At 73.1% G+C, this 23540-nt stretch carries 18 protein-coding genes and 1 pseudogene; 5 read left to right on the top strand and 14 right to left on the bottom strand.

Annotated features, from left to right (window positions below):
* Positions 1-716: 716 nt before the first annotated feature.
* Together STRBO_RS0105300 and STRBO_RS0105295 are read right to left on the bottom strand one after the other, a co-directional pair.
* Positions 717-1223 carry a DUF3017 domain-containing protein gene (locus tag STRBO_RS0105300; RefSeq protein WP_020113881.1) on the bottom strand — a complete coding sequence of 169 codons (507 nt, stop codon included), beginning with the start codon at positions 1221-1223 and terminating at the stop codon, positions 717-719.
* 343 nt (positions 1224-1566) lie between these two features.
* A complete protein-coding gene (locus STRBO_RS0105295; RefSeq protein ID WP_005481066.1) occupies positions 1567-2421 on the bottom strand; it encodes a bifunctional methylenetetrahydrofolate dehydrogenase/methenyltetrahydrofolate cyclohydrolase in 855 nt (284 codons plus the stop codon).
* Positions 2422-2706: 285 nt separating this feature from the next.
* Between STRBO_RS0105295 and STRBO_RS0105290 the strand changes: the two genes are divergently transcribed.
* A complete protein-coding gene (locus tag STRBO_RS0105290) occupies positions 2707-3285 on the top strand; it encodes a hypothetical protein (protein WP_005481068.1) in 579 nt (192 codons plus the stop codon).
* Positions 3286-3347: 62 nt separating this feature from the next.
* Here STRBO_RS0105290 and STRBO_RS0105285 read toward each other — a convergent pair whose 3' ends face one another.
* From STRBO_RS0105285 to purN, 3 genes are all read right to left on the bottom strand, one after another.
* On the bottom strand, positions 3348-3713 hold the full coding sequence (locus tag STRBO_RS0105285) for a hypothetical protein (protein WP_202499716.1): 366 nt from the start codon (positions 3711-3713) through the stop codon (positions 3348-3350).
* Positions 3714-3951: 238 nt separating this feature from the next.
* On the bottom strand, positions 3952-5544 hold the full coding sequence (gene purH, locus STRBO_RS0105280; protein WP_005481071.1) for a bifunctional phosphoribosylaminoimidazolecarboxamide formyltransferase/IMP cyclohydrolase: 1593 nt from the start codon (positions 5542-5544) through the stop codon (positions 3952-3954).
* Positions 5541-6170, bottom strand: a complete 630-nt coding sequence (gene purN / locus STRBO_RS0105275; RefSeq protein WP_005481073.1) for a phosphoribosylglycinamide formyltransferase — start codon at positions 6168-6170, stop codon at positions 5541-5543. The genes purH and purN overlap by 4 nt, the downstream gene beginning before the upstream one ends.
* Before the next feature lie 350 nt (positions 6171-6520).
* Here purN and STRBO_RS0105270 point away from each other — a divergent pair, with 350 nt between their 5' ends.
* The gene (locus STRBO_RS0105270; RefSeq protein WP_005481074.1) at positions 6521-7315 is read left to right on the top strand and encodes a hypothetical protein; all 795 of its coding nucleotides are present in this window, start codon (positions 6521-6523) and stop codon (positions 7313-7315) included.
* 67 nt (positions 7316-7382) lie between these two features.
* Here STRBO_RS0105270 and STRBO_RS45605 read toward each other — a convergent pair whose 3' ends face one another.
* The gene (locus STRBO_RS45605; protein ID WP_005481077.1) at positions 7383-9608 is read right to left on the bottom strand and encodes a cell division protein PerM; all 2226 of its coding nucleotides are present in this window, start codon (positions 9606-9608) and stop codon (positions 7383-7385) included.
* Positions 9609-9746: 138 nt separating this feature from the next.
* Between STRBO_RS45605 and STRBO_RS0105260 the strand changes: the two genes are divergently transcribed.
* Positions 9747-10712 (top strand): RNA polymerase sigma factor, encoded by a 966-nt coding sequence (locus STRBO_RS0105260; RefSeq protein ID WP_020113880.1) that lies wholly within the window; start codon positions 9747-9749, stop codon positions 10710-10712.
* 96 nt (positions 10713-10808) lie between these two features.
* Here the strand turns inward: STRBO_RS0105260 and sucD are convergent, their stop codons facing one another.
* The 7 genes from sucD to STRBO_RS0105230 all read right to left on the bottom strand — a co-directional run bounded on the left by sucD (position 10809) and on the right by STRBO_RS0105230 (position 19828).
* Positions 10809-11693 carry a succinate--CoA ligase subunit alpha gene (gene sucD, locus STRBO_RS0105255; protein WP_005481081.1) on the bottom strand — a complete coding sequence of 295 codons (885 nt, stop codon included), beginning with the start codon at positions 11691-11693 and terminating at the stop codon, positions 10809-10811.
* Between the two features lie 21 nt (positions 11694-11714).
* A complete protein-coding gene (gene sucC / locus STRBO_RS0105250; protein ID WP_005481083.1) occupies positions 11715-12893 on the bottom strand; it encodes an ADP-forming succinate--CoA ligase subunit beta in 1179 nt (392 codons plus the stop codon).
* A gap of 621 nt (positions 12894-13514) precedes the next feature.
* Complete coding sequence (locus STRBO_RS0105245; protein WP_020113879.1) at positions 13515-14558, bottom strand: hypothetical protein; 1044 nt, start codon at positions 14556-14558, stop codon at positions 13515-13517.
* Between the two features lie 242 nt (positions 14559-14800).
* The gene (locus STRBO_RS0105240; protein ID WP_005481087.1) at positions 14801-16003 is read right to left on the bottom strand and encodes a vWA domain-containing protein; all 1203 of its coding nucleotides are present in this window, start codon (positions 16001-16003) and stop codon (positions 14801-14803) included.
* Entirely contained in the window at positions 16000-16170 is a 171-nt protein-coding gene (locus STRBO_RS43390; RefSeq protein ID WP_005481088.1) for a hypothetical protein, read from the bottom strand. Before STRBO_RS43390 ends, STRBO_RS0105240 begins: the two co-directional genes overlap by 4 nt.
* On the bottom strand, positions 16167-18647 hold the full coding sequence (locus STRBO_RS39900) for a DUF5682 family protein (RefSeq protein WP_245170578.1): 2481 nt from the start codon (positions 18645-18647) through the stop codon (positions 16167-16169). The genes STRBO_RS43390 and STRBO_RS39900 overlap by 4 nt, the downstream gene beginning before the upstream one ends.
* Before the next feature lie 26 nt (positions 18648-18673).
* Positions 18674-19828, bottom strand: a complete 1155-nt coding sequence (locus STRBO_RS0105230; protein ID WP_020113876.1) for an ATP-binding protein — start codon at positions 19826-19828, stop codon at positions 18674-18676.
* A 133-nt stretch (positions 19829-19961) separates the two neighbouring features.
* Here STRBO_RS0105230 and STRBO_RS0105225 point away from each other — a divergent pair, with 133 nt between their 5' ends.
* Both STRBO_RS0105225 and STRBO_RS44420 read left to right on the top strand, forming a co-directional pair.
* A complete protein-coding gene (locus tag STRBO_RS0105225; protein ID WP_005481093.1) occupies positions 19962-21329 on the top strand; it encodes an SWIM zinc finger family protein in 1368 nt (455 codons plus the stop codon).
* 56 nt (positions 21330-21385) lie between these two features.
* Positions 21386-22999 (top strand): annotated as a pseudogene (locus tag STRBO_RS44420) (DUF5691 domain-containing protein); the annotation flags it as partial.
* Positions 23000-23110: 111 nt separating this feature from the next.
* Here STRBO_RS44420 and icmB read toward each other — a convergent pair.
* Entirely contained in the window at positions 23111-23527 is a 417-nt protein-coding gene (gene icmB, locus STRBO_RS0105215; RefSeq protein WP_020113873.1) for a coenzyme B12-dependent isobutyryl CoA mutase small subunit, read from the bottom strand.
* Positions 23528-23540 lie beyond the last annotated feature (13 nt).

The raw sequence follows: 23540 nt of genomic DNA, 5'->3' as shown, positions 1-23540 counted from the left end.
GATGCCCTCGCTGAATCCTGGTCCGGGACCTGCCCGTCGGTCCCGAGGCCCTCTCCGGAGCCCCGTTCTGGCCTACCCACTGGGATGCGCCCGGTCGGGATGCCAGTTCCCCGGAAAGGGGCGCGCGGGTGCATTCCGGGCAGGGCCGCGCGCCGCGCACGCCCCCCGCACCGTCAGCGTTCCAGTGTCCCACCGACGTCCCGGATTCCGGGCGGAATCGCAGGTCCCCACACGGGACGTCCCGGACCGCCCCAAATACCCTTGTCCGCCCTGGTATTGAAGGTCCACGTGCCACACCCCTCGGACCTGCCGGCACAGCGGCACACCGACGGCATCTCCACGTCACGCGGGTCGCACACAGACTCGTGCGACGCGTGTGCGTCAGTAAATGCCGGAAGGCACAGAGGCGCGGAGAGGTAACCGACCCGGCCGGCCTCATGGGGTGAGGCAAAGCGAGGCGAGGCGGAACGAAGGGCGTGGCAGGGGGAACGAAGGGCGTGGCGAGGGGGCGCGCGGATGACGTCCGGGTGCCGCCGTCGTCGCGCGGCGCGGACACCGTGGCGGAATGGTCACTTCCGTGCCACAGCGGGCTGACAGGTGTTGAAGGCGGCCTTCACCGTGCAGGAACGTGGAACGCGACGGCGGTCCGTCCTTACTCGGGGGAGGGGACGGACCGCCGTCGTACGCGCTCGGGGGCCGGGGCGGGGCGAAACAGCTCAGCCGGCCTCGTCGCCCACCGTGAAGTGCAGGGTGTCCTTGAGGAACGGGATCTCCAGCAGCGGCTTCGGCTGGGCCATCAGCGCGAGGAGCACGATGGCGGTGCCCAGGAAGATGTACGTGGCCATGTCCGTGAAGCGGGAGCGGACGGCGAGCATGCCGACATCCCGGACGGCCCAGCGCAGCACCGCGCCGCCGAGCATCGCGGCCCCGATCAGGATCGTGCCGACCCGGAACGCGTCCAGCGCGGTGAGCAGCAGCCCGAGCCCCACGGTGGACAGGACGGCGAGGATCGGCCACTGGCGGACGGGCGCGGGCGCCTCACGCGGCGCCGCCCGGCCACCGCCCTCGGGCCGCGCGGTGTCCCTGGTGAACATCGGGAACCGCCGGGTGCCGCGAACGGGGTTCCCTTCGGCATCGGGCACGCTGATGTGATCACGGACCTCGATCTCGTCCGCGGCCTCGGTCGTACCGGCCACCCCGGTCGTCCCGGCGGTCTTCGCCATGTCCACCCTTTCCGAAGCCGCGCTCTCGTCCGCCGCAGCCCCGTCCGTCGTCGTCCCGGACCGTTCCGTGGCCCTAGGTCCGCCCGCCGTCTCCCCGGACCCACCGCCGGACCCACCGCCGGGCGAAGCGTCGGGCGAAGACGAAGTCACGAGCGGCCCGGCCTCGGCTGAAGCCTTTGCCTGCGTCGAAGGGGTCGGGGCCCCCGCCGCCCCTGGCTCCTCGGAGGTCCCGGAGGTCTCCGCCGTGCCTGACTCCTCGGAGGTTCCGGAGGTCTCCGCCGTGCCGGGCGTACCGGAGGCGCCCGACCCCCGCGGTGCCCCGGAAATGCCCTCCGCCCCGCCGTCAGCCGGCACTGCGCTCCGCCGCCTCCACCACGTTGACGAGCAGCTGGGCGCGGGTCATCGGGCCGACGCCGCCGGGGTTGGGAGAGATCCAGCCGGCGACCTCCGCGACGCCGGGGTGGACGTCGCCGACGATCTTGCCCTCCGCGGAGCGGGACACACCGACGTCGAGGACGGCGGCGCCCGGCTTCACGTCCTCGGGCCGGATCAGGTGGGCGGAGCCGGCCGCGGCGACGATGATGTCCGCCTTCCGCAGGTGCGCGGCCAGATCACGCGTGCCGGTGTGGCACTGGGTCACCGTCGCGTTCTCGCTGCGCCGGGTGAGCAGCAGCGGCATCGGACGCCCGATCGTCACACCACGCCCGACGACCACGACCTCGGCGCCCTTGATCTCGACGCCGTACCGGCGCAGGAGGGTGAGGACGCCGTTCGGGGTGCAGGGCAGCGGGGCGGGCTCGTTGAGGACGAGGCGCCCGAGGTTCATCGGGTGCAGACCGTCCGCGTCCTTGTCGGGGTCCATCAGTTCGAGGATGCGGTTCTCGTCGATGCCCTTGGGCAGCGGCAGCTGGACGATGTAACCGGTGCAGGCGGGGTCCTCGTTGAGTTCCCGCACCACCGCCTCGATCTCCTCCTGTGTCGCGGTCGCGGGCAGTTCACGCTGGATGGACGCGATGCCGACCTGCGCGCAGTCGCGGTGCTTGCCCGCGACGTACTTCTGACTGCCGGGGTCTTCGCCGACCAGGATCGTGCCGAGTCCGGGCGTGATGCCCTTCTCCTTCAGCACCGCCACGCGGGCGGTCAGATCGGACTTGATCGCGGCTGCGGTGGCCTTGCCATCGAGAATCTGGGCGCTCATGGCCCCAATCTTCGCGGATGACCGGTGCCGGGTTCCAATCCGGTCAGCTGGCGGACGCCTTCCGACCTGTACCGGGCCGGATCGCCGCCCGTGCCGGACAAGATCGGATGTGTTGCACTTGCACAACACCCGAGCAATCTCCCTGGACATCCGAGCAGGCATATAAAACGATTGGGTCACAGTGCCGCGGGCACTGCCGGGGGGCGTGACCATTTCAAAAGTTCCAGGGCATTCCTCCGAACCGTGCCGCGCGTCCCCGCACCAGGCAACGGAGGAAACCCCGAGATGAGCTTCGGCGACCCGAACAACCCGTACGGCCAGCCCCAGCAGCAGCCGCCCGCCCAGGGCTACGGCTACCCGCAGCAGACCCCGCCCCAGCAGCCCGGGTACGGCTACCCGAGCGCACCGCCGGTCTCCCAGGGCTACGGCGGCTACCCGAACGCACCCGAGACCATGCCGAGTTCGGTGAACGCGGCCCGCATCATGCTGTGGGTGATCGTCGGCCTCCAGGCCGTCGGCGTGCTGCTCTACGCCATCGGCGCGATCCTCGTCTCCGCGGCGAGCGACAAGGCCGAGGACCCCGCCCTCGCCGAGGCGCTCGGCAACGTCCCCATCGGCCAGATGGTGGCGACCGCCATATTCGCGGCGGCCTGGCTCGTCTACGCGGTCATGATGGCCGTGAAGTTCAAGTCCGGCGGCAACGGCGTACGCGTCGCCACCCTGGTCTTCGGCATCATCACCGCGGTCCTGGGCGTCTTCCCGTTCATCCTGATCGGCCTGGTCCACCTGGTGCTGGGCATCCTGATAGCCGTCTTCGTCGGCAACGCCAACGGCAAGGCGTGGTTCAACCGCCCGCGCTACTGAGCGCCGGGCACCGCACCCGAGGGGCCGTGCCTCCCGTACGCGGGGGCACGGCCCTCGGTGTGTCAGAGCGGGCAGAAGCTGCCGCTCGCCGGTGACAGCTGGTTCACGCCGTGGTCGTAGCTCTGCGTCTGGCCGGGCCCGAGCGGATAGCTCAGGGTGCCGCCGACGCAGTAGGGCGTGTTCGTGGCGTTGACGACCGCGGTGACCCGCAGGGCCGGGCTGTACGTGGCCCGGTCGCCCTCTCTCACCATGACCGGCTGGGCGCCGAGCAGCGGCTGGAGGCAGACGTACCCGCGGAGACAGGGCACCACCGCCTCGTCCCCGGCGGCGCTCGCGGCCGTGGCGCCGCTCATCCCCGTACCGAACGCGACGGCGAGCACCGCCCCTACGGCCGCCGCCCGGCGTGAACCACTCGCCCTGGTGCGCATGACCGACCCCCTGAGTCCCTGTCGACGGAACGGACCTCTCGACCCTCGCAGCGGAGCCCACGCCTGTGCACCGGGGTATCGGCCATTCCGCATGCTCCCGCCCCAGGCGGACACGCCGAAGGGTCCGCCGGTGTACCCGACGGACCCTTCGTCTCACGCCATCGGCTCACGTCTTCGGCTCACGCCATCGGCGCGGCGCTCGGTGGAGCCGATCAGTGCAGCCGATCAGTGCAGCCGATCAGTGGAAGAAGTGCCGCGTCCCCGTGAAGTACATCGTCACGCCCGCCTTCTGCGCGGCCTCGACGACCAGCTCGTCACGGACCGAACCGCCCGGCTGCACCACGGCCTTGACTCCGGCCGCGGTCAGGATCTCCAGCCCGTCCGGGAAGGGGAAGAACGCGTCGGAGGCGGCGTACGCGCCCCGCGCGCGCTCGGCCCCGGCGCGCTCGACGGCGAGCTTGGCGGAGTCGACACGGTTGACCTGGCCCATCCCGACGCCCACCGAGGCGCCGTCCTTGGCCAGCAGGATCGCGTTGGACTTGACCGCGCGGCAGGCCTTCCAGGCGAACGCCAGCTCGGCCAGCTCGTCGGCGGACAGGGCGTCCCCGGTGGCCAGGGTCCAGTGGGCGGGGTCGTCACCGTCGGCCTGGAGCCGGTCGGTCACCTGGAGGAGAGCGCCGCCGTCGACGGGCTTGACCTCGACCGGGGCGGCGGGCGCGCCCGGCGCCTTCAGCACCCGGATGTTCTTCTTCTTCGCGAGGGCCTCCAGCGCGCCGTCCTCGTAGTCGGGCGCGACGATCACCTCGGTGAAGATCTCGGCGACCTGCTCGGCCATCTCCTTCGAGACCGGCCGGTTGACCGCGATCACACCGCCGAACGCCGACAGCGGGTCGCACGCGTGCGCCTTGCGGTGCGCCTCGGCGACATCCGCGCCGACCGCGATCCCGCACGGGTTCGCGTGCTTGATGATCGCGACGGCGGGCTCGTCATGGTCGTACGCGGCACGGCGCGCGGCGTCCGTGTCCGTGTAGTTGTTGTACGACATCTCCTTGCCGTGCAGCTGCTCGGCCTCGGCGAGACCGCCGGTCCCGGAAACGTAGAGCGCGGCCGGCTGGTGCGGGTTCTCGCCGTAGCGCAGGGTGTGCGCGCGCTCCCAGGTCGCCCCGAGGAAGTCGGGGAACTGCGAGTCGTCGGCCGGCGCGTACGAGGACGCGAACCAGGAGGCCACCGCCACGTCGTAGGCGGCCGTGTGCTGGAAGGCCTCGGCCGCGAGCCGCTTGCGGGTGGTCAGGTCGAAGCCGCCGTGCTGCACGGCCGCGAGGACGTCGGCGTACCGGGCGGGGCTGGTGACGACCGCGACGGAGGGGTGGTTCTTGGCGGCGGCGCGGACCATCGAGGGGCCGCCGATGTCGATCTGCTCGACGCACTCGTCGGGGGTGGCGCCGGAGGCGACGGTCTCCCGGAACGGGTAGAGGTTCACGACGACGAGGTCGAACGGCTCGACGCCCAGCTCGGCGAGCTGGCGCCGGTGGTCCTCCAGGCGCAGGTCGGCGAGGATGCCCGCGTGCACCTTGGGGTGCAGGGTCTTGACCCGGCCGTCCAGGCACTCGGGGAAGCCGGTCAGCTCCTCGACCTTGGTGACGGGGACACCGGCAGCGGCGATACGCCCGGCGGTGGACCCGGTGGAGACGAGTTCGACGCCCGCCTCGTGCAGGCCGCGCGCGAGGTCTTCGAGGCCCGTCTTGTCGTAGACACTGACGAGCGCGCGACGGATGACCCGCTGGTCGCTCGTGCCGCTCTGGCCGGCCGTGACAGTGCTGTCGGCGGTCACTGGATAACTACCTTTCGTCCCTCAATGCGATAGCCGTTGCGGGCGAGCCGCCCCACGACATCGACGAGCAGCCTTCGCTCGACTTCCTTGATGCGCTCGTGCAGAGCGCTCTCGTCGTCCTCGTCCCGGACCTCCACCACGCCCTGCGCGATGATCGGCCCGGTGTCGACGCCGTCGTCGACGAAGTGGACGGTGCAGCCGGTGACCCGGGCGCCGTACGCGAGCGCGTCCCGCACGCCGTGGGCCCCCGGGAAACTGGGGAGGAGGGCCGGGTGGGTGTTGACGAACCGCCCGCCGAACCGCGCCAGGAACCGCTTCCCCACGATCTTCATGAACCCTGCGGAGACGACGAGATCCGGCTCGTACGCGGCGACGGCGTCGGCGAGCGCCGCGTCCCACTCGTCACGCGTCGCGTGGTCCTTGACCCGGCACACGAAGGTCGGCAGCCCGGCGCGCTCGGCGCGGGCGAGCCCCTCGATGCCACCGCGGTCGGCTCCGACGGCCACGATCTCGGCGCCGTAGGCCTCGACACCGGCCGCGGCGATGGCGTCCAGCAGCGCCTGGAGGTTGGTGCCGGATCCGGAGACCAACACGACGAGGCGCTTGGCCACGGGCTTGGCGGCCACGGTGGGGCCCTTTCTACGGGTACTGCTTCTACGGGTGCTGCTTCTACGGGTACTGCCTCTGCGGGTTCCGCAGGAGAACGTTCAGGTCCGCCGTACTCGCACGTGCACTTGTACTTTCATACGAATGCTTCGCGTCCCCCGATACGGGGAAGTCTACGAAGCGGCCGACCGTCAGCAACGATACCGGCACACCGGACGGCCCCCGTGGGACGGGGGCGTGGCCGGAAGGTAGCGTCTGCCAGGAGTGGGCTCGGGAACGCGGTCGGCGTGTGTGGCGTTCAAGGAGTGACAGCTCATGCGCTACCAGTAGATTTCACCGCCGTACTCACCAAGGGGAAGACGCACTCCTGATGCCGGACCGCAGTTTCCGCCTTCCTCCGCTCCTGCTGCGCGAGCGGAGTTCTTCGCCCACGCCTCCGCGCGAGAGCGAGGACACCCCCGAGCAGTCCGGGCAGCCCGGGCGGGGCCAGGGCGCAGGCGCTTCGGACGACAACCCGTTCGCGCCGCCGCCCGAGGGCTCGCCCGACCGGCCGTGGCGGCCACGCCGGCCCGACGGCCAGGGTGCCGACGACGAAGCCGGGCGCGGTGGTGGTCACTCGCCGTGGGGCAGTCAGTGGAGCGACCGGCAGCCCGGCCGCTCGTCCGGCGGACCCTTCGGTCAGGGCGCCGGGGGCCAGGGCGGTCCGGGTGGACCCGGCGGCTCCGGCCAGGGCCCCGAGGGCGGTCCGGGCAGCGGCCTGCGCTGGGACCCGACGGACCCCGCCCAGCGCCGCGCGCGGTACTCGTTGCTCTGCGGCATGTGGGCCTTCTTCTTCGCCCTCTTCGCCTGGACGTACGTCGCCCTGCTGCTCGGCTCCCTGGCCGTGTACTGGGCCGTCAGCGCCCTGCGCGCCAAGCCCGCCACCCCGGACCCGGACCGGCCGGCGGCACCCGAGCCGAGCGGCCGGCCCCAGCGGACGGCTGCCATCAGCGGCCTCGTGACCTCGACGATCGCCCTCGCCATCGTCGCCATCACCTTCACGGCCCAGTTCGTGTACCGGGACTACTACACCTGCGTCAACGACTCCCTGACGACCACCTCCGCGAAGGCCTGCAAGGAGCTCCTGCCGGAGGGCCCGCTGCGGCAGATTCTGGGCGCGCAGTAGGAGCGCCCCGGGCAGAGCTGCGCGAAGGCGCGCCGTCGATGGTCATCGGCGGCGCGCCTTCGGTTCGTCATACGGGTTCCTCCCGGCTGGGGGGCGGGGGCGGGGTGGGTTCCCGGTCGTCCCGGGCGCCCCGGTCGAGTGCGGACACCTCGCGCAGCGCCGCCCAGCGGGCCGCGCGGGAGTCGGGGTCCCGGACGGGCGGGGGTACGGCGGCGGACTCGTCGGCGTACGGATCGACGGCGGCGTACGACGTCAGGGCGTCGGTGGAATCGGTGTGATCGGTGTGATCGGTGTGATCCGTGTCATGGGTGTCATCGGTGGCGAGGGCGCTGGGGTGGCTGGGGGCATGCGTGAGGGCCCTGGTACTACCGAGTCCCGGGCCGGGACCGGTGCCGGTGGCGGCGTCGGGGGCGGTGTCCGTGGCGGGGGCGGGGGCGCCGGTCTCGACGGCGGGCGAGGAGTCGGCCGGGATCGACGGCCCGACCGGGCGGTGCTTCGCTCCCGTGAACCACGTCGGGAATCGACGGCGGCGCTTCGGGAGCGGCTGAGACTGCGGATGAGGTTGCGGCTCGGAGAGGGGCGCCGTCGACCGCCCCATGGCCGCCCGGGACCCGGTACGGGACCCAGTGGGGGAATCGGTTCGGGCATCGGTTCGGGATGAGGCGGTGCGGAAATCGGTTCGGGATGCGGTTCGGGGCCCGCCCGGTGTGTCACCGGCAGTTGGCCCGTCTCCGATGGCGCTCGCCCCGCGCCGGAACACTCCGGCCGCCCCCGACCGCTTCCGCCGTCCGGTCCCCTCGCCCACGGCCTCCCCCGGAGTCTTCCCCTGCCCCGCCCCACCCGCCTCCCTGGCCACGGGCACCGCCGACGTCCTCGTCCGGCCGGTCCCCCCGGACGCGTCCGTCCTCGTCCGGAGCCTCGTCCGCCACCACCGCGCGACCAGGGCCACCGGCAGCCCCACCACACCCACCCAGGCCCCGGCCGCACCGCCGGCCTGCCACCACACCGGTCCGAAGGCCGTCAGCGCGGCCACTCCGAGGGGCCCGCCGGCGAGGAGGGCGAGGACGGCGAAGGCGACGGCGGACAGGAGGGCCGCGAGGAGGGTCGCGACGACCGTGCGCCCCGCGGACCACGGCGCCGTCCGGTCGGCGGCCGCCCGCGCCGCGGTGAACCAGCCGACCGTCACCCCCGCGGCCAGCGGCACCGCCCCCACCACCCAGTACACGGACATGCCCCCGCCCGCCGGGACCGCCGCGAGCAGCGGAAACGGGGGCAGAAGGACTGCCGGGGCGGCCACCTCCAGCGGGGCGACGGTGTGTCCGGCGCCCAGCACGAAGCCGGGGCCGAGGGCATAGGCCGCCGCCCACAGCGCCGCGTTCGGGACGAGGGCGAGGCAGAGGAGCAGTACGGCGAACCGCCCGGACAGCCCCTCGGTGAGCTGGAGGAAGGAGGCGCGGGCCGCGCCGCCGTGCCACACCAGGGAGACGGCCACCAGCAGAGCGCCACCACCGCCCAGCACGAGCATGCCCGCCCCGGCGGCGCGTCCGGCGGCCGCCGCGACCTGCCGTCGGTACTCCGTCCTCGGGGCGCCGCCGAGGAGCGTGGGCAGCGGCAGCCGGGGGCGCCCGCGCGCCGCCCACACCCCTGTACCCGCCGCGAGCGCCGCCAGCAGCGGCACGCACAGCACGGCCCACCACCACGACGGCCGCAGCACTCCGCCCGAGGCGTAGAGCGTGACCGCCGCTCCGACGGTCACGTAACCGATGACGAGCCCGGCCCACGTCGCACGAGCACTCACCCCGGAACCGTCGCCCGCGTGGTCGCGGGCCGATCGGTGCAGCAGGACCACCGGCAGGGCGAGCAGGAAGAGCGGGACGAGGCCGACCGGCGCGGGGGCGCCGGAGAGCGTGTCGGTGCGGACGAGTTCCACGCCGTGGGAGAGCAGCCACAGCGCCGCCGCCACGTGCAGTGCCCCGCCGGGCCCGCTGTCCGGGTACGGCGAACTGATCCACAGCACGGTCACGAGGGCGACGAACGCCCCCAGTCCGAGTCCTGCCGCCAGCGCCCCGCCCAGCACCCCGGCGACGAGCTCGGAGGACCGCCGCCGCGCCCGCCGGAGCAGCGGCGACAACGGCGACCGGGGCGCGGACGAGTACAGGGACGGCGTGGAGGCCACGGGCCTCGGGGGCACCCCGGAGGCCGTGGGAGGCGCCGACCGGCCGTGGCCGACGGGGTGCTGGCCCGGCCCCGCGGCCGGGTCGTTCGGGTCGGTCGCGTGTGTCACGTCGGCCATGCTCCCAACGACACGCGCTTCAGGTGCGTAACGGAGGATTCCTGCACGTGTCGCCCAATATGTTCTTATGTGCTTTTTCGTACGCAGATCGGTCCAACGGAGGTCGTTTCCGGGGTCGCTTCTGAGGGAGGCGATCCGGTGACCGGGCGTGGGCCCCGGACCCGGGCCGCCATCGGGCACCGTGACGACGACGGACGCGGTGACCCGGACGGACGCCGCGACGGAGGCGAGTGGTACCGACAGCCGCTCCGCCCGGACGACGCCGCCCGCGCCGACGCCGACCTCTCGGATCCGGCACCGCCGCCCCTGACACCCGGCCAGGCCTTCGACGCGCTCTACGCGTACTGCGCCCCCGCCCTCGTACAGCAGACCTATCTACTCACCGGGCAGCAGCGGCTCGCGCGCGAGGCGGTGGAGCGGGCCTTTCAACTCGCCTGGCACCGCTGGCCGGAGGTGGCCGTCGACCGTGACCCGGCGGGCTGGGTGCGGGCGGCGGCCCACGAGTACGCCCTTTCCCCCTGGCACCGGCTGCGCCCCCGCCCCCGGCGGCACCTCGAACCGCAGCCGGCCGACCCCACCGACCGCGCCCTGCTGTCCGCACTGCTCGAACTGCCTCCCCCGTACCGCCGCACCCTGCTCCTCTACGACGGCGTCGGCCTCGACCTGCCCGACACGGCCGCCGAGACGGAGTCGAGCACACCCGCCGCGGCGGGCCGGCTGCTCCACGCCCGCACCAGGGGCACCGAGCGGCTCCCGGAGCCGGTGGCGGCCGACGACCTCGGCCGCCTCCTGGCCGCGCTCCCCCGCGACGTCCGTCCGGGCCCCGCCAGGCCCCCCGCCCTCCGCGCCCGGGCCGAACTGCGCGCCCGCCGCTGGATCCACGCCGCCATCGCCTTCACCACCCTCCTGCTCACCACCACCGCCCTCACGCTGTACACGGCCCCGGACCACTACGAGGCCCCGGTCCCCCCGGGTGTCCCGATCCACGGCGTCCCTCCGCGAGCGGCCCCCGGCCCGCTCTCCCCGCCCCAGCAGAAGCTCCGGGCCAAACTGCGGGCCGAGACCGCCGCCGGACCGGAACGGCTGCACCCGGAGGCCCACTGAGCCGGGGCGCGGGCCGAAGCCGGCCCCGGGAACGCCAGCGGGCCCGCACCCCCGACAGGGGATGCGGGCCCGCAGAAGGCTCGGCGGAGCCGAAGATCAGCCGCCGAGGATCTCGCGCGCGAGCTTGGCCGTCTCGGTGGGCGTCTTGCCCACCTTGACGCCGGCGGCCTCAAGGGCCTCCTGCTTCGCGGCGGCCGTACCGGAGGAGCCGGAGACGATGGCGCCGGCGTGGCCCATCGTCTTGCCCTCGGGCGCGGTGAAGCCGGCGACGTAACCGACGACCGGCTTCTTCACGTTCGCCTTGATGTAGTCGGCGGCCCGCTCCTCGGCGTCGCCACCGATCTCACCGATCATCACGATGAGGTCGGTGTCGGGGTCGGCCTCGAACGCGGCGAGCGCGTCGATGTGCGTCGTGCCGATGACCGGGTCGCCACCGATGCCGACGGCCGACGAGAAGCCGATGTCCCGCAGCTCGTACATCATCTGGTACGTCAGCGTGCCGGACTTCGAGACGAGACCGATGCGGCCCGGCTTGGTGATGTCGCCGGGGATGATGCCGGCGTTCGACTGGCCGGGGGTGATCAGACCCGGGCAGTTCGGGCCGATGATCCGGGTCTTGTTGCCCTTGGAACCGGCGTACGCGTAGAACGCGGCCGAGTCGTGGACCGCGATGCCCTCGGTGATGACGACCGCGAGCGGGATCTCGGCGTCGATGGCCTCGACGACGGCGGCCTTGGCGAAGGCCGGCGGTACGAAGAGGACGGACACGTTCGCGCCCGTCTTCTCGATCGCCTCGGCGACGGTGCCGAAGACCGGGATCTCGGTGCCGTCGACGTCGACGGTCGTGCCCGCCTTGCGGGGGTTCACGCCACCGACGATGTTCGTGCCGTCGGCCAGCATGAGCTTGGTGTGCTTCATGCCCGTGGCACCGGTCATGCCCTGGACGATGACCTTGGATTCCTTGTTGAGGAAGATAGCCATGGCTGTTCTGTCCCTCGTCCCTTACTTCGCGGCCGCGAGCTCGGCGGCCTTGTCGGCCGCGCCGTCCATGGTGTCCACGCGCTGGACCAGCGGGTGGTTGGCGTCGGAGAGGATCTTGCGACCCAGCTCGGCGTTGTTGCCGTCGAGGCGGACGACGAGGGGCTTGGTGACTTCCTCGCCCTTGTCCTTGAGCAGCTGCAGCGCCTGCACGATGCCGTTGGCGACCTCGTCACAGGCGGTGATGCCACCGAAGACGTTGACGAACACGGACTTGACGTCCGGGTCGCCCAGGATGATCTCCAGGCCGTTCGCCATGACGGCGGCGGAGGCGCCACCGCCGATGTCGAGGAAGTTGGCGGGCTTGACGCCACCGTGGTTCTCACCGGCGTACGCGACGACGTCCAGGGTGCTCATGACGAGACCCGCGCCGTTGCCGATGATGCCGACCTCACCGTCGAGCTTGACGTAGTTGAGGTTCTTCTCCTTGGCCGCGGCCTCGAGGGGGTTGGCGGCCGCGTGGTCGACGAACTCCTCGTGGTCGGGGTGGCGGAAGTCCGCGTTCTCGTCCAGGGAGACCTTGCCGTCGAGGGCGATGACGTCGCCGGAGGCGACCTTCGCCAGCGGGTTGACCTCGACGAGGAGGGCGTCCTCCTTGATGAAGGTGTCCCACAGCTTGACGAGGACGTTCACGATCTTGTCGGCGACCTCGGCCGGGAACTTCGCGGCCGCGACGATCTCGCGGGCCTTCTCCTCGGTCACACCCTCGTTGGCGTCGATCGGCGTCTTGGCGACGGCCTCGGGGCGGGTGGCCGCCACCTCCTCGATCTCCATGCCGCCCTCGACGGAGGCGATGGAGAGGAAGGTGCGGTTGGTGCGGTCGAGGAGGTACGAGACGTAGTACTCCTCGACGATCTCGGGAGCGGTCTCGGCGATCATCACCTTGTGGACCGTGTGGCCCTTGATGTCCATGCCGAGGATGTTGGTCGCGTGCTCGACCGCCTCGTCGGCGGTCGCCGCGAGCTTCACGCCGCCGGCCTTGCCTCGGCCACCGACCTTCACCTGGGCCTTGACCACGGACTTGCCACCCAGACGCTCGGTGGCTGCGCGAGCCGCCTCAGGCGTGTCGATGACTTCACCGGCCAGCACCGGTACATCGTGCTTGGCGAAGAGGTCCCTCGCCTGGTACTCGAACAGGTCCACGCGCGTCCGTCCCTATCAGTGAGCTAGCGGTTCGTTGGATGCGTGGGCGTGCCGCGAAGGGCAACGTGACGTCCGCCGTGAGTCACAAGGGAGGCGCACACGATGTCCGAGCGCGCGGCATGTCCGTCTCGCAGGTTATCGCTGCTTCCGGGAGGCCCCTAAATCGCGGGTCACACCTGAGCGGTGATACCTGTCACATGATGCCGCCCGCACTGGCACCGCGTGCCGCGTATGCGGGACCTCACCGAACGGGGGTACGTCCGGTGAGGTCCCTACGAGGCCCTTCACTGACGCCGAAGGGCCCCTGGCGGGTGATCTCCTCCCCGATCGGAGACCGTCCGCCACCGTCCCCGACTCCCGCCCGGACCGGGCCGACGGCTTTCGGCCGTTCCGGGTTCGAGTCGTGGGTCGGTTGTCTGTGGCCGCTCCCGCAGCCGCGCCTACGGGGGCGGGGCCGGGGTCGGCTTCCGGGGGCGCCGGTGGCGTTGCCGGTGCCGGTGCCCGTTTCGCGCGGGGGTGGCCGGATGTTTTTGTGGAGCCGCGACCGGTAGATCTCCATGCCTCCTGGAGCCAGGGCTCCGCGAGGGGAGGGCGACCGTCCTCCGGAAGAGAGGACCGGCGCTAGCCGGGGAACTCGGCGATGTCCCGGTGCCGGTCCCGGACATCGGCCGCAGGGGCGCCGGGTACGACGCTCAGCGGCGCCCGGCCGAGCGAGGCGACGGTCGACGCCTCCACGTGCCGGGGCCCGCCGTTGTCGACAGCGGAGTGGCGGCCGAGGGCACCGGTCGAAAGACCGCCGGGGCTCCGGTGCGCGGACCCCCGCACGACGGGCGCGTCCCCGACCCCGGCGTCGCGGCGAGGAGCCGACACGAGCACCGATCCGTTGACGACGCGCTTCGGCCCGAACGCGACGGACGGGGGAACGGAACCCCGTTGCCCACCCGTCCCGCCGTCACCGTCGACGGTCGCGCCCGGGTTTCCGGCCACCGCTCGGCCCGGTTCCCGCGGCGTCGCCTCGACGGGCAAAGCCTCCACCGGCGACGTCGTCCACCCGGACGGTTCGGCAAGCCCCGGCACCGTGGGCAGCACCGGCATCCCGGACGACCCTTCGGTGACCGGCCGTAACACGGGCGGGACGACCGGCTGCACGGCATCGTCGACGACGGGCCGCACGACCGCCTCGACGGCCGGCTGTACCAGGTCGTCCACGAGATGCCGCACGACATGCGCGGTGGCCGGCTGTGCGAAGCGCTCGGCCACCGGCTGCACGACTTGCTCGGCCACCGGCCGCAGTACCGGGTCGGTCACCGGCTGGGCGACGTCCGCCATGACCGGTCGAGCGATCCGCTCGGTCAGGGGGACGGCCCGATCGGCCAGGGCGGCGGTCCCCTCGATCGAGGGAGCGTTCACCTCGGTCACGGGCCGAGCCGTCGACTCGCCGACCGGCCGGACGGCCCGATCGGTCCCGGTAGCGGTACCGGCAGCCGGGAGCGAGGACACAACCGGCGCCCCCTCGTCCGCCGCGCTCGCCCGCGCCCCGCACAGAACACCCAGCGCGAACAGCCCGCCCACCAGCAGTCCCACCCGCACCGCACGGCGCCCGGCGGCCCCACGCGTCACGCGCAGGACGGCACCGGCACCGGGGATCGGGGCTGCTGCGGTCAAGACGGGGAGGACCCTCCCGTGCGACGGAACGGCGGAGCACGGGGGCGAAGACGCGCGAGATGCGAACACCCGTGTGAAGGCTGTGAAGCGCTGCCGATCCTCGCACGGGACTCCCGCCGTCACGCAAGCCCCGTGTCACCGACGCGTGGTCATGTCCTCTTTTCAACCACCCTTGTCCGGTTACCGACTGCCACGTCGGTCACAGCCGACGTCCCCGCCCCTCGGCGTCCTCGGCCTGCCCCTCACGCGCTGTCCGGTATCGGCAGCGGCCGCTTCTCGATCGCCGCCGCCATCACCTCCGGAAAGAGGTCGGGCGTACAGGCGAACGCGGGTGCGCCGAGCACCGCGAGGGCCGCCGCGTGTTCGCGGTCGTATGCCGGTGCCCCCTCGTCGGAGAGCGCGAGCAGCGTCACGAACTGCACCCCCGACGCCTTCATCGCCGCCACCCGCTTCAGCATCTCCTCGCGTATCCCGCCCTCGTAGAGGTCGCTGACGAGCACGACCACGGTGTCCGCGGGCCGGGTGATCTGCGACTGGCAGTACGCGAGGGCCCTGTTGATGTCCGTGCCGCCGCCGAGCTGGGTGCCGAAGAGGACGTCGACCGGGTCGTCGAGCTGGTCGGTGAGGTCCACGACCGCCGTGTCGAAGACGACGAGCCGGGTGCTGAGGGACCGCATGGACGCCAGCACCGCCCCGAACACCGACGCGTAGACGACGGAGGCCGCCATCGACCCGGACTGGTCGATGCAGAGGACGACCTCCTTCTTCACCGACCGCGAGGCCCGCCCGTACCCGATGAGCCGCTCGGGCACGACCGTCCGGTGTTCCGGCAGGTAGTTCTTGAGGTTGGCCGCGATCGTGCGGTTCCAGTCGATGTCGTGGTGGCGCGGCCGGTTGACGCGGGCGCTGCGGTCGAGGGCGCCGGTGAGGGTGGCCCGGGTGCGGGTCGCGAGCCGCTTCTCCAGGTCCTCGACCACCTTCCGCACGACGGCCCGCGCGGTCTCCTTGGTCGTCTCGGGCATGGCCTTGTTGAGGGACAGGAGAGTGCCGACGAGGTGTACGTCCGCTTCCACCGCCTCCAGCATCTCCGGCTCCAGCAGCAGCGCGGACAGACCGAGCCGGTCGATGGCGTCCCGTTGCATCACCTGGACGACGGAGGAGGGGAAGTACGTCCGGATGTCCCCCAGCCACCGGGCCACGGACGGCGCCGACGCCCCGAGCCCCGCCGAACGGTCCTGCCCCGCCCGCGCCCTGTCCCCCTTCCCGTACAGCGCGGCCAACGCCTGGTCCATCGCCGCGTCCCGTCCGCCGAGCGTGCGCCCGGTGCCGTCCGCCGTGTCCCCGCCGAGCACGAGCCGCCAGCGTCGCAGCCGTTCGCCGGCTCCGTCGTCCCCCGCGTCCGCCTCTGCCCCTGATGCCGCCCTTGTCCCCGCCCCGCTCGTCATCCGCGCGCCCCCGCCCGAGGCCTGGCCCAGAGCGGCATCACCGTCACGGTCGCCGGGCGCTTGCCCGAACGCGCCCCGCGGCCAGGACCGCGCCCGTCCCCGGTGCCCACCACGGTGTCCATCGCGTCGGCGACCCGCCTCGGTTCGCGCAGTCGTTCGGTCGTCATCCCGCCACCCCCACAAGGTCGTCATCGGTATGCACCCGGCGGCCATCACCATCGTGGGCGCCATCGCCGTCGCGGTCACGGTCGCCGTCGCGGTCGCCGTCGCCGTCGCCGTCGCCGTCGCGGTCGCGGTCGCCGTCCAGGCCGAGGAGCAGCCGCAGCACCGGGAGCACCGCGTCCGCTCGGTCGCTGTCGAGGTCGTCGGCGAAGCCGGGTATGCCGGAACCGCCGGCCACCGTGCTCCTCCGGCGCCCCGGCCCGCGCCGCACCTGCTCGCCGAGCGTCCGGCGCACCCCCGGCTCGTACGCCGAGAACGTCCGCCGCAGCAGGGGCAGTACGTCCGTGAACGCGTCCGCCGGGACCCCGGTGAGCCAGGCGTCCACCAGGCCGAGGAGCCGTTCGTCGTGCACGAGCAGCATCCCGCCGCCGGAACCGCCCCCGACGAAGCCCTCGATCCACGCCGCCGCGTCCGCCGGCGCCGTCCCCGGTGACAGCACCAGACCCATGAGCCGTGCCGCCTCGTCCTGCGCCAACTCCCCGTCGTCCAGCAGCAGTCGTACGGCCCGGCCCCGGATCACACCCGGCACCGTGTCCCGTCCGGACAGGACATGGAGCACCGAGTGCCAGCGGGTCCGTATCCCGCCCCCGCTCCCGCCGTCCGGTGCCGCGTGGTCCTCCGGGGCGGCGTCGCCGAGCAGGCCCACCGCCCCGTGCACGGCGTCGACATGACGGCGCATCTCCTGTGCCGCCTCCGCGTCGAGCGCGGCGCACGCGGGCGGCAGGCCGACGAAGACCCGCTCGGCGAGACCGGCGGCGACCTCCGCGAGCGCGCCGGTGTCGGTGGCGCGGACGTCGCCGTAGCGGAGGGAGCGGACGAGGGCCGGGAGTGCCTGGGCGAGGTGGCCGACGTCGGCGTCGAGGGCGGCGCGGTCGGCGAGCACGCGCATCACCACGGGCAGGGCGTCGGGGAGTTCGGCGAGGAGACAGCGCTCGGCGAGGCCGGTGATGTCGGCGAGCGAGCCGGCCATGACGGCGTCCGCCTCGGCCTTGGCGGTCGCCGCGGAGAGCACGGTGGTCCCCCAGACCCCGGCCTCGGCGACCCGCACCGACAGCTCCGGCTCCCAGCGCAGCCGCCAGGTCTCCCGGAACGTGCCCGTGCTGCCGCGCGAGGTCGCCGGCTCACCCCACTCGACGCCGAGCAGCCGCAGCCGGTGCAGCAGACGGCTGCGCTCGGCGTCGTTCTCCTTGCGCAGGTCGAGCTCCAACTCCCGCTCCAGCGCCTCCGGCTTGAGCCGCAGCCTCCGCTGGAGCCGCGTGAGATCCCGCTGCAGCGGCACCGCCGGCGCCGCGTCGGGCACCTCTCCCAGGGCGTCGCCGACCACCAGCCGGTCCCGCACCAGCGACAGCGGTACGTCCGATCCGTCGCACATCACCGCCTGTACGGCGTCGGTGGTCTCCGTGAGGCCCGGCAGCGGGCGACCGCGCATGGCGGCGAGCGTCTCGGCCAGCCGTACCGCCTCGATGACGTGTGCGGAGGAGACGATCCTGTCCTCCTCGCGCAGCAGCCCCGCCACCTTGGTCAGCCATCGCTCCACGGGGCGGTCCGGCACGGCGAACAGGTGCCCGTACCAGCCCGGCGAGTCGATCCCCGCCCCGTAGCCACCGGCCCGGGCCAGTCGCCGGTTCGTCCACGGCACCCAGGTCATGTCGGCCTTGACCTTGGGCAGGCCCTTCAGCGACGCCCGGTCGGCGGCCACGGTCCGCCTCTCCCGCAGCGCGGGCACGTGCCAGGCCCCGCACACCACGGCAACGGCGTCGTCCCCGAACTCCTTCTGTGCGGCCCTCAGCTGCAAGCGCATGTACGCCTCGCGGGCCGGATCACGGTCGCGCCCCCCGCTTCCGTACACCTCCCGCAGCGCCCCCATGGCCTCCTCCAGCACCGCGAACGGCGCGAAGACGTCCGCGCCCGTCCCCCGATGCTCGACGACGTCCTCCCACCACCGCTCGGCGTCGTCGTACCCGGCGGCTTCGGCGAGCGCGGCGAGCGGATCACCCCGGAGAGCCTCGTCCCCCTGGGCGGTCGGCTCGTCCGGCTCGGCGACGGCGTCCTCCCTCGCCCAGGCCAGGGTGTGCGCGGCCGGCAGGTCGATGAAGCGGGCCGGGACGCCGTGGGCCAAGGCCCAGCGGACGGCGACCCACTCCGGCGAGAACTCGGCGAAGGGCCAGAAGGAGGAACGGCCCGGCTCGTCGACCGCATGGGCGAGGAGCGCGACCGGCGGCCGCATGTCCTCGTCGGCGGCCAGCGGCACGAGCGCATCCGCCTCCGGGGGCCCCTCGATCAACACGACCCGGGGCCGCGCCGCATCCAGCGCCGCCCGCACGGCCCGCGCCGACCCCGGCCCGTGATGCCGCACCCCGAGCAGCAACGGTCCGACCCCGCCCCCTCGCGGCGGCGCCTCGTCCGGGGCATCGCCGCGCACAGCCACCGTCCCTTTCCCCCGTTCCGTCACGCGCTCACCTCGCGGCAGGCTCGGTAGAAGTCGGTCCAGCCGTCGCGTTCGCGGACGACGGCCTCCAGGTACTCCTGCCAGACGACGCGGTCGGCGGCCGGGTCGCGGACGACGGCGCCGAGGATGCCGGCCGCCACGTCGCAGGCGCGCAGGACGCCGTCGCCGAAGTGGGCGGCGAGGGCGAGGCCTCCCGTGACGACGGAGATCGCCTCGGCGGTGGACAGCGTGCCGCTGGGCGACTTCAGCTTCGTACGGCCGTCCGTCGTGATGCCGTCGCGCAGCTCGCGGAAGACCGTGACGACACGGCGGATCTCGTCGACGCCGTCGGGCACGGCCGGCAGGTCGAGGGAGCGACCGATCTGTTCGACGCGGCGCGAGACGATGTCGACCTCGGCGTCTGCGCTCTCCGGCAGGGGCAGCACCACGGTGTTGAAACGGCGGCGCAGGGCGCTCGACAGGTCGTTCACCCCGCGGTCGCGGTCGTTGGCCGTGGCGATGAGGTTGAAGCCCCGGACGGCCTGCGCCTCCTGCCCCAACTCCGGTATCGGCAGCGTCTTCTCGGACAGGATCGTGATCAACGTGTCCTGGACGTCGGCCGGGATGCGGGTCAGCTCCTCCACGCGGGCCGTCATGCCCTCCGACATGGCCCGCATGACGGGGCTGGGCACCAGGGCGTCACGGCTCGGGCCGTGGGCGAGCAGCTGCGCGTAGTTCCAGCCGTAGCGGATCGCCTCCTCCGGGGTGCCCGCCGTGCCCTGCACGAGCAGCGTGGAGTCACCGCTGACGGCCGCCGCCAGGTGTTCGGAGACCCAGGTCTTGGCGGTGCCGGGCACGCCGAGCAGGAGCAGGGCGCGGTCGGTGGCGAGCGTGGTCACGGCGACCTCGACGATGCGGCGCGGTCCGACGTACTTCGGTGTGATCACTGTGCCGTCCGGGAGCGTCCCGCCGAGCAGATACGTGGCGACGGCCCACGGTGAGAGCTTCCAGCGGGCCGGCCGGGGCCGGTCGTCCTGCGCTGCCAGCGCGGTCAGTTCCCCGGCGAAGGCGTGCTCGGCATGCGCCCGCAGCACCTCACCGCCCGTGTGTGTGTTCGCGGGCGCGGACTGGTTGCGGCTCGGGTCGACAGTGGTCGTTCCAACGGACGCAGGCATGGCTGAGTCCCCCTCCAGCTCGGCCGGTTCGGATCTGGTGACCACACTGCACCACGCCACTGACAATCCAGTCTGACCTGCGGAAATTGGATCGCGCAAGCCAATTGTCAGTGGTGGGATCTACCTTCGGAACATGACTCAGCAGGGGGTGCGCTGGACGGCTGAGCAGGTGCTGGCATTGGCACCTGACGCAGCGTCGCGCAAAGCCGGAAGCAAACTCGCCGCGGCAGGGCCGTGGTCGGGTACTGGCAGTTCGGACGAGGGGACGGTGTGGGGACTGTGCAAAGGAAGTGGCAGCAAGCCGTATCAGACGATCATCGACGTGGCGGACTCCTCGGGGCCCGCGTACAAGTGCGGTTGTCCGAGCAGGAAGTTCCCGTGCAAGCATGCGCTGGGGCTGCTCCTGCTCTGGGCGGGCGACGCCGCCGCGGTGCCGTCCGGGCAGGCGCCGGACTGGGCGCAGCAGTGGCTGTCAGGCCGCCGCACGCGCGCAGCGGCGAGGACGACGAGGACGGGCGCGGCATCTGGGGCCACGTCCGCTGACCCCGAGGCGGCGCGCCGCCGAGCGGAGCGGCGCGCCGACCGCATCACCGCGGGCGCGACGGAACTCGAACAGCGACTGACCGACCTGTTCCGCGGCGGCCTGGCCGCCGCGGAACAGGCGGGGTACGGGCTGTGGGAGGAGACGGCGGCCCGCATGGTCGACGCCCAGGCCCCGGGACTCGCGGCGCGGGTGCGGGAGTTGGGCGCGATACCGGGCTCGGGCCCCGGCTGGCCGGCCCGCCTGCTGGAGGAGTGCGCACTGCTTCATCTGCTCGACCAGGGCTGGCTGCGCCGCGATCGTCTGCCGGACGGCCTCGCGGCCACGGTCGGTTCCCGGGTCGGCCTGACCGGCTCGCCGGACGGCTCACCGGTCCGCGATCGCTGGCTCGCCCTCGCGCAGTACGACACGTCCGACTCCCACTCCTCTCTCACCACCCGCCGCATCTGGCTGCACGGCATCCATACGGACCGTACGGCCCTGCTCCTCTCCTACGGAGCCGCCGGTCGCGCGCCTGAGCTGTCGCTTCCGGCCGGGCTGGCGTTCGAGGCCGAGGTGTCGGCGTACCCGGGTGCCGGTCAGCTCCGAGCGGCCCTGGGCGAGCGTTTCACGGCTCCCGAGCCCGCCGCCGTACGACCGCGGGGGATCACTCCGTCCGAGGCGGCGGCCCGTTACGGCGCGGCCCTGCGGGACGATCCCTGGCTGGACTCCTTCCCGGTCACCCTCACCCGCGTCGTCCCCCTCCCGGACGGCGACTCCTGGCAACTGGCCGACGCCGACAGCGACCTTGCCCTCCCTCTCACCCCCTCCGCACGCGCCCGCCCCGGCCTGTGGCGCCTGCTGTCCCTCTCCGGCGGCCTGCCCGTGACCGTCTTCGGCGAGTGCGGCCACCGGGGCTTCACCCCGCTGACGGCGTGGGCGGAGCAACCTGCGGGCGGGGAGGCGGTGGCGCTGTGCTGAGGAAAGGCGAGGCGGCGGACACAGAGCTCGGGCGGCGGACGGAAGGAAGGAACCTCATGACGAGTGCGTCTGAAGCCTCGGCGGGGCCCTCCTGGGAGGAACTGGTCACGACCGCGCTCCTCGGGACGGACCGCCGTGCGCCGGCCGGGCCGGTGCCCGGACGGGCGGCGCCCGTGGCCTTGCTGGACGCGGCGGCCGTGGAGACCGTGCGGCGCCGGGCGGGGATACGGCCGGTGCGGGCGGCGGCACGGCCGGAGCCGGTGGCGCCCGACCGGCGTCCGCCGCTGCCGCCCGCCGCGGCGCGGAGACTGGCGACGCTGCTGGCCGACCGGCCCGGCACCGGTGGCGGACGCCGGGGCACGGCGCCCGATCTCATGGAACTGCTGCCGCAGTGGCTGGCGTTGGCCAACGCCCACGGCTACGCGGCGCCTCCGGAGGCCCTGCCCGCGCTGCTGGACGCGGCGCGCGGCCGTACCGATCTGCGGCCCGCCGTGCTGGTCTTCGCGGGGGCGCGGGCGCTGTGGCTGGCCCGGTTCAACAAGGACTGGCGTTTCGCGCTGCGTGCCGCGCCCGGCGGTGGCGCGGCCCTGCCCGGTCCGGACGAGCCCGAGCGGGTCCGGCGGTTGTGGCGGGAGGGCCTGTTCGCGGAGCGCGTCGCCCTGCTCACGGCGATACGGACCGAGGACGCCGCCTCGGCGCGCGAGGTGCTGTCGGGGACGTGGCAGACGGAGCGCGCGGAGGACCGGCTGATGTTCCTCGACACGCTGCGCACGGGGCTGGAGGCGGCGGACGAACCCTTCCTGGAGGCCGCGTTGGCCGACCGCAGCCGCAATGTGCGGGCCACGGCGGCGGAGTTGCTGTCCGCCCTGCCCGCATCGGCGCTCGCGGGGCGGATGGCGAAGCGGGCGACCGCGTGTGTGGCCGTCGACCGCACAGGCAGCACGTCGACGGCCGCCGGAACCCCCACGCTCGTGGTCGAGGCCCCGCATGAGTGCGACGTCGGGATGGAGCGGGACGGTGTGGTGCCCAAGGCGCCCGCCGGACGGGGTGAACGGTCGTGGTGGCTGGGCCAATTGGTGGAGGCGGCGCCGCTCGGGGCATGGTCGCGGCGGTTCGGGGGGCGTACGCCGGCGGAGATCGTGGCACTGCCGGTCGCGGACGACTGGCAGGGTGAGCTCCACGGGGCGTGGTGCCGGGCGGCGGTGCGGCAGCGGGATCCCGAGTGGTCGCGGGCGTTGCTGGGGGCGCCCTCGACGCCGGAGGCCGGCGGGCCGGGGGCCGTGTCGCTGGCCGAGCGGGCGAAGCTGCTGGCGACGCTCAGCAGCGGGGAGCGGGCCGAGTGGGTGGCGGGGTTCATCGCCACGCACGGTCTGTCGGAGGCGTTCCAGCTGCTGGGGGTGTGCGCGGTGCCGTGGGCTCCGCCGCTGGGCCGGGCGGTGGTGGACGCCCTCAACATCGCGCGGGACGCGGGCAGTTATCCGTGGAGCTTCAGCGGGGTGATGGGGCTGGCCGAGCGGTGCCTGGACCCGGCGGAGGCGGTGCGGCTGCAGCCGCTCACCGCGACGCCGGAGGATGCGGAGGACTCGGCGCCGGGAGCGGGTGGGTACTGGGCGGAGGCGTTTCAGCGGCTCGCGACGACGTTGCGGTTGCGGGCGACGATGCGAGGTGAGTCGGCGGGGGCTGGTCGCGCAGTTCCCCGCGCCCCTGAAAAGCAGGGACTGCGCCCGTGCTTTCCAGGGGCCGAGGTCGCCATACTCACCCCCACCCGACCGTCCGTCCCCCTACGCCCCCGCCGACGCCCGCGCGTTCACCCGTACCCACTCCACGATCGACGCCGTCGTCGCCCCCGGCGTGAAGATCTCGGCGACTCCCTTGTCCTTGAGGGGCGCGATGTCCGCCTCGGGGATGATGCCGCCGCCGAAGACGAGGATGTCCTCGGCGTCGCGCTCCTTGAGGAGTTCGATGACCGCCGCGAAGAGCGTGTTGTGGGCGCCGGAGAGAATGGACAGGCCGATCGCGTCGGCGTCCTCCTGGATCGCGGTGTCGACGATCTGCTCGGGAGTCTGGTGGAGGCCGGTGTAGATGACCTCCATACCGGCGTCGCGCAGCGCCCGCGCGATCACCTTCGCCCCCCGGTCATGACCGTCGAGTCCCGGCTTGGCCACCACCACGCGGATCGGACCGGTTGCCACACCCATCACTGCCTCCATG

Source organism: Streptomyces bottropensis ATCC 25435, from assembly GCF_000383595.1.
Taxonomy (GTDB): Bacteria; Actinomycetota; Actinomycetes; order Streptomycetales; family Streptomycetaceae; genus Streptomyces; species Streptomyces bottropensis.
Note: the sequence above shows the minus strand (reverse complement) of the source record. Positions and strands in the feature narration are given on the sequence as shown.

What these genes read in the sequence shown, in the direction of transcription:
- STRBO_RS0105295 (WP_005481066.1), bottom strand. Translation starts at nt 2,421, where the DNA reads ATGAGCGCCCAGATTCTCGATGGCAAGGCCACCGCAGCCGCGATCAAG.
- STRBO_RS0105270 (WP_005481074.1), top strand. Translation starts at nt 6,521, where the DNA reads ATGCCGGACCGCAGTTTCCGCCTTCCTCCGCTCCTGCTGCGCGAGCGG.
- STRBO_RS43390 (WP_005481088.1), bottom strand. Translation starts at nt 16,170, where the DNA reads ATGACGACCGAACGACTGCGCGAACCGAGGCGGGTCGCCGACGCGATG.
- STRBO_RS0105225 (WP_005481093.1), top strand. Translation starts at nt 19,962, where the DNA reads ATGACTCAGCAGGGGGTGCGCTGGACGGCTGAGCAGGTGCTGGCATTG.
- STRBO_RS0105240 (WP_005481087.1), bottom strand. Translation starts at nt 16,003, where the DNA reads ATGACGAGCGGGGCGGGGACAAGGGCGGCATCAGGGGCAGAGGCGGAC.
- STRBO_RS0105230 (WP_020113876.1), bottom strand. Translation starts at nt 19,828, where the DNA reads ATGCCTGCGTCCGTTGGAACGACCACTGTCGACCCGAGCCGCAACCAG.
- sucD (WP_005481081.1), bottom strand. Translation starts at nt 11,693, where the DNA reads ATGGCTATCTTCCTCAACAAGGAATCCAAGGTCATCGTCCAGGGCATG.
- STRBO_RS0105300 (WP_020113881.1), bottom strand. Translation starts at nt 1,223, where the DNA reads ATGGCGAAGACCGCCGGGACGACCGGGGTGGCCGGTACGACCGAGGCC.
- icmB (WP_020113873.1), bottom strand. Translation starts at nt 23,527, where the DNA reads ATGGGTGTGGCAACCGGTCCGATCCGCGTGGTGGTGGCCAAGCCGGGA.
- STRBO_RS0105285 (WP_202499716.1), bottom strand. Translation starts at nt 3,713, where the DNA reads ATGCGCACCAGGGCGAGTGGTTCACGCCGGGCGGCGGCCGTAGGGGCG.
- STRBO_RS45605 (WP_005481077.1), bottom strand. Translation starts at nt 9,608, where the DNA reads ATGGCCGACGTGACACACGCGACCGACCCGAACGACCCGGCCGCGGGG.
- STRBO_RS0105290 (WP_005481068.1), top strand. Translation starts at nt 2,707, where the DNA reads ATGAGCTTCGGCGACCCGAACAACCCGTACGGCCAGCCCCAGCAGCAG.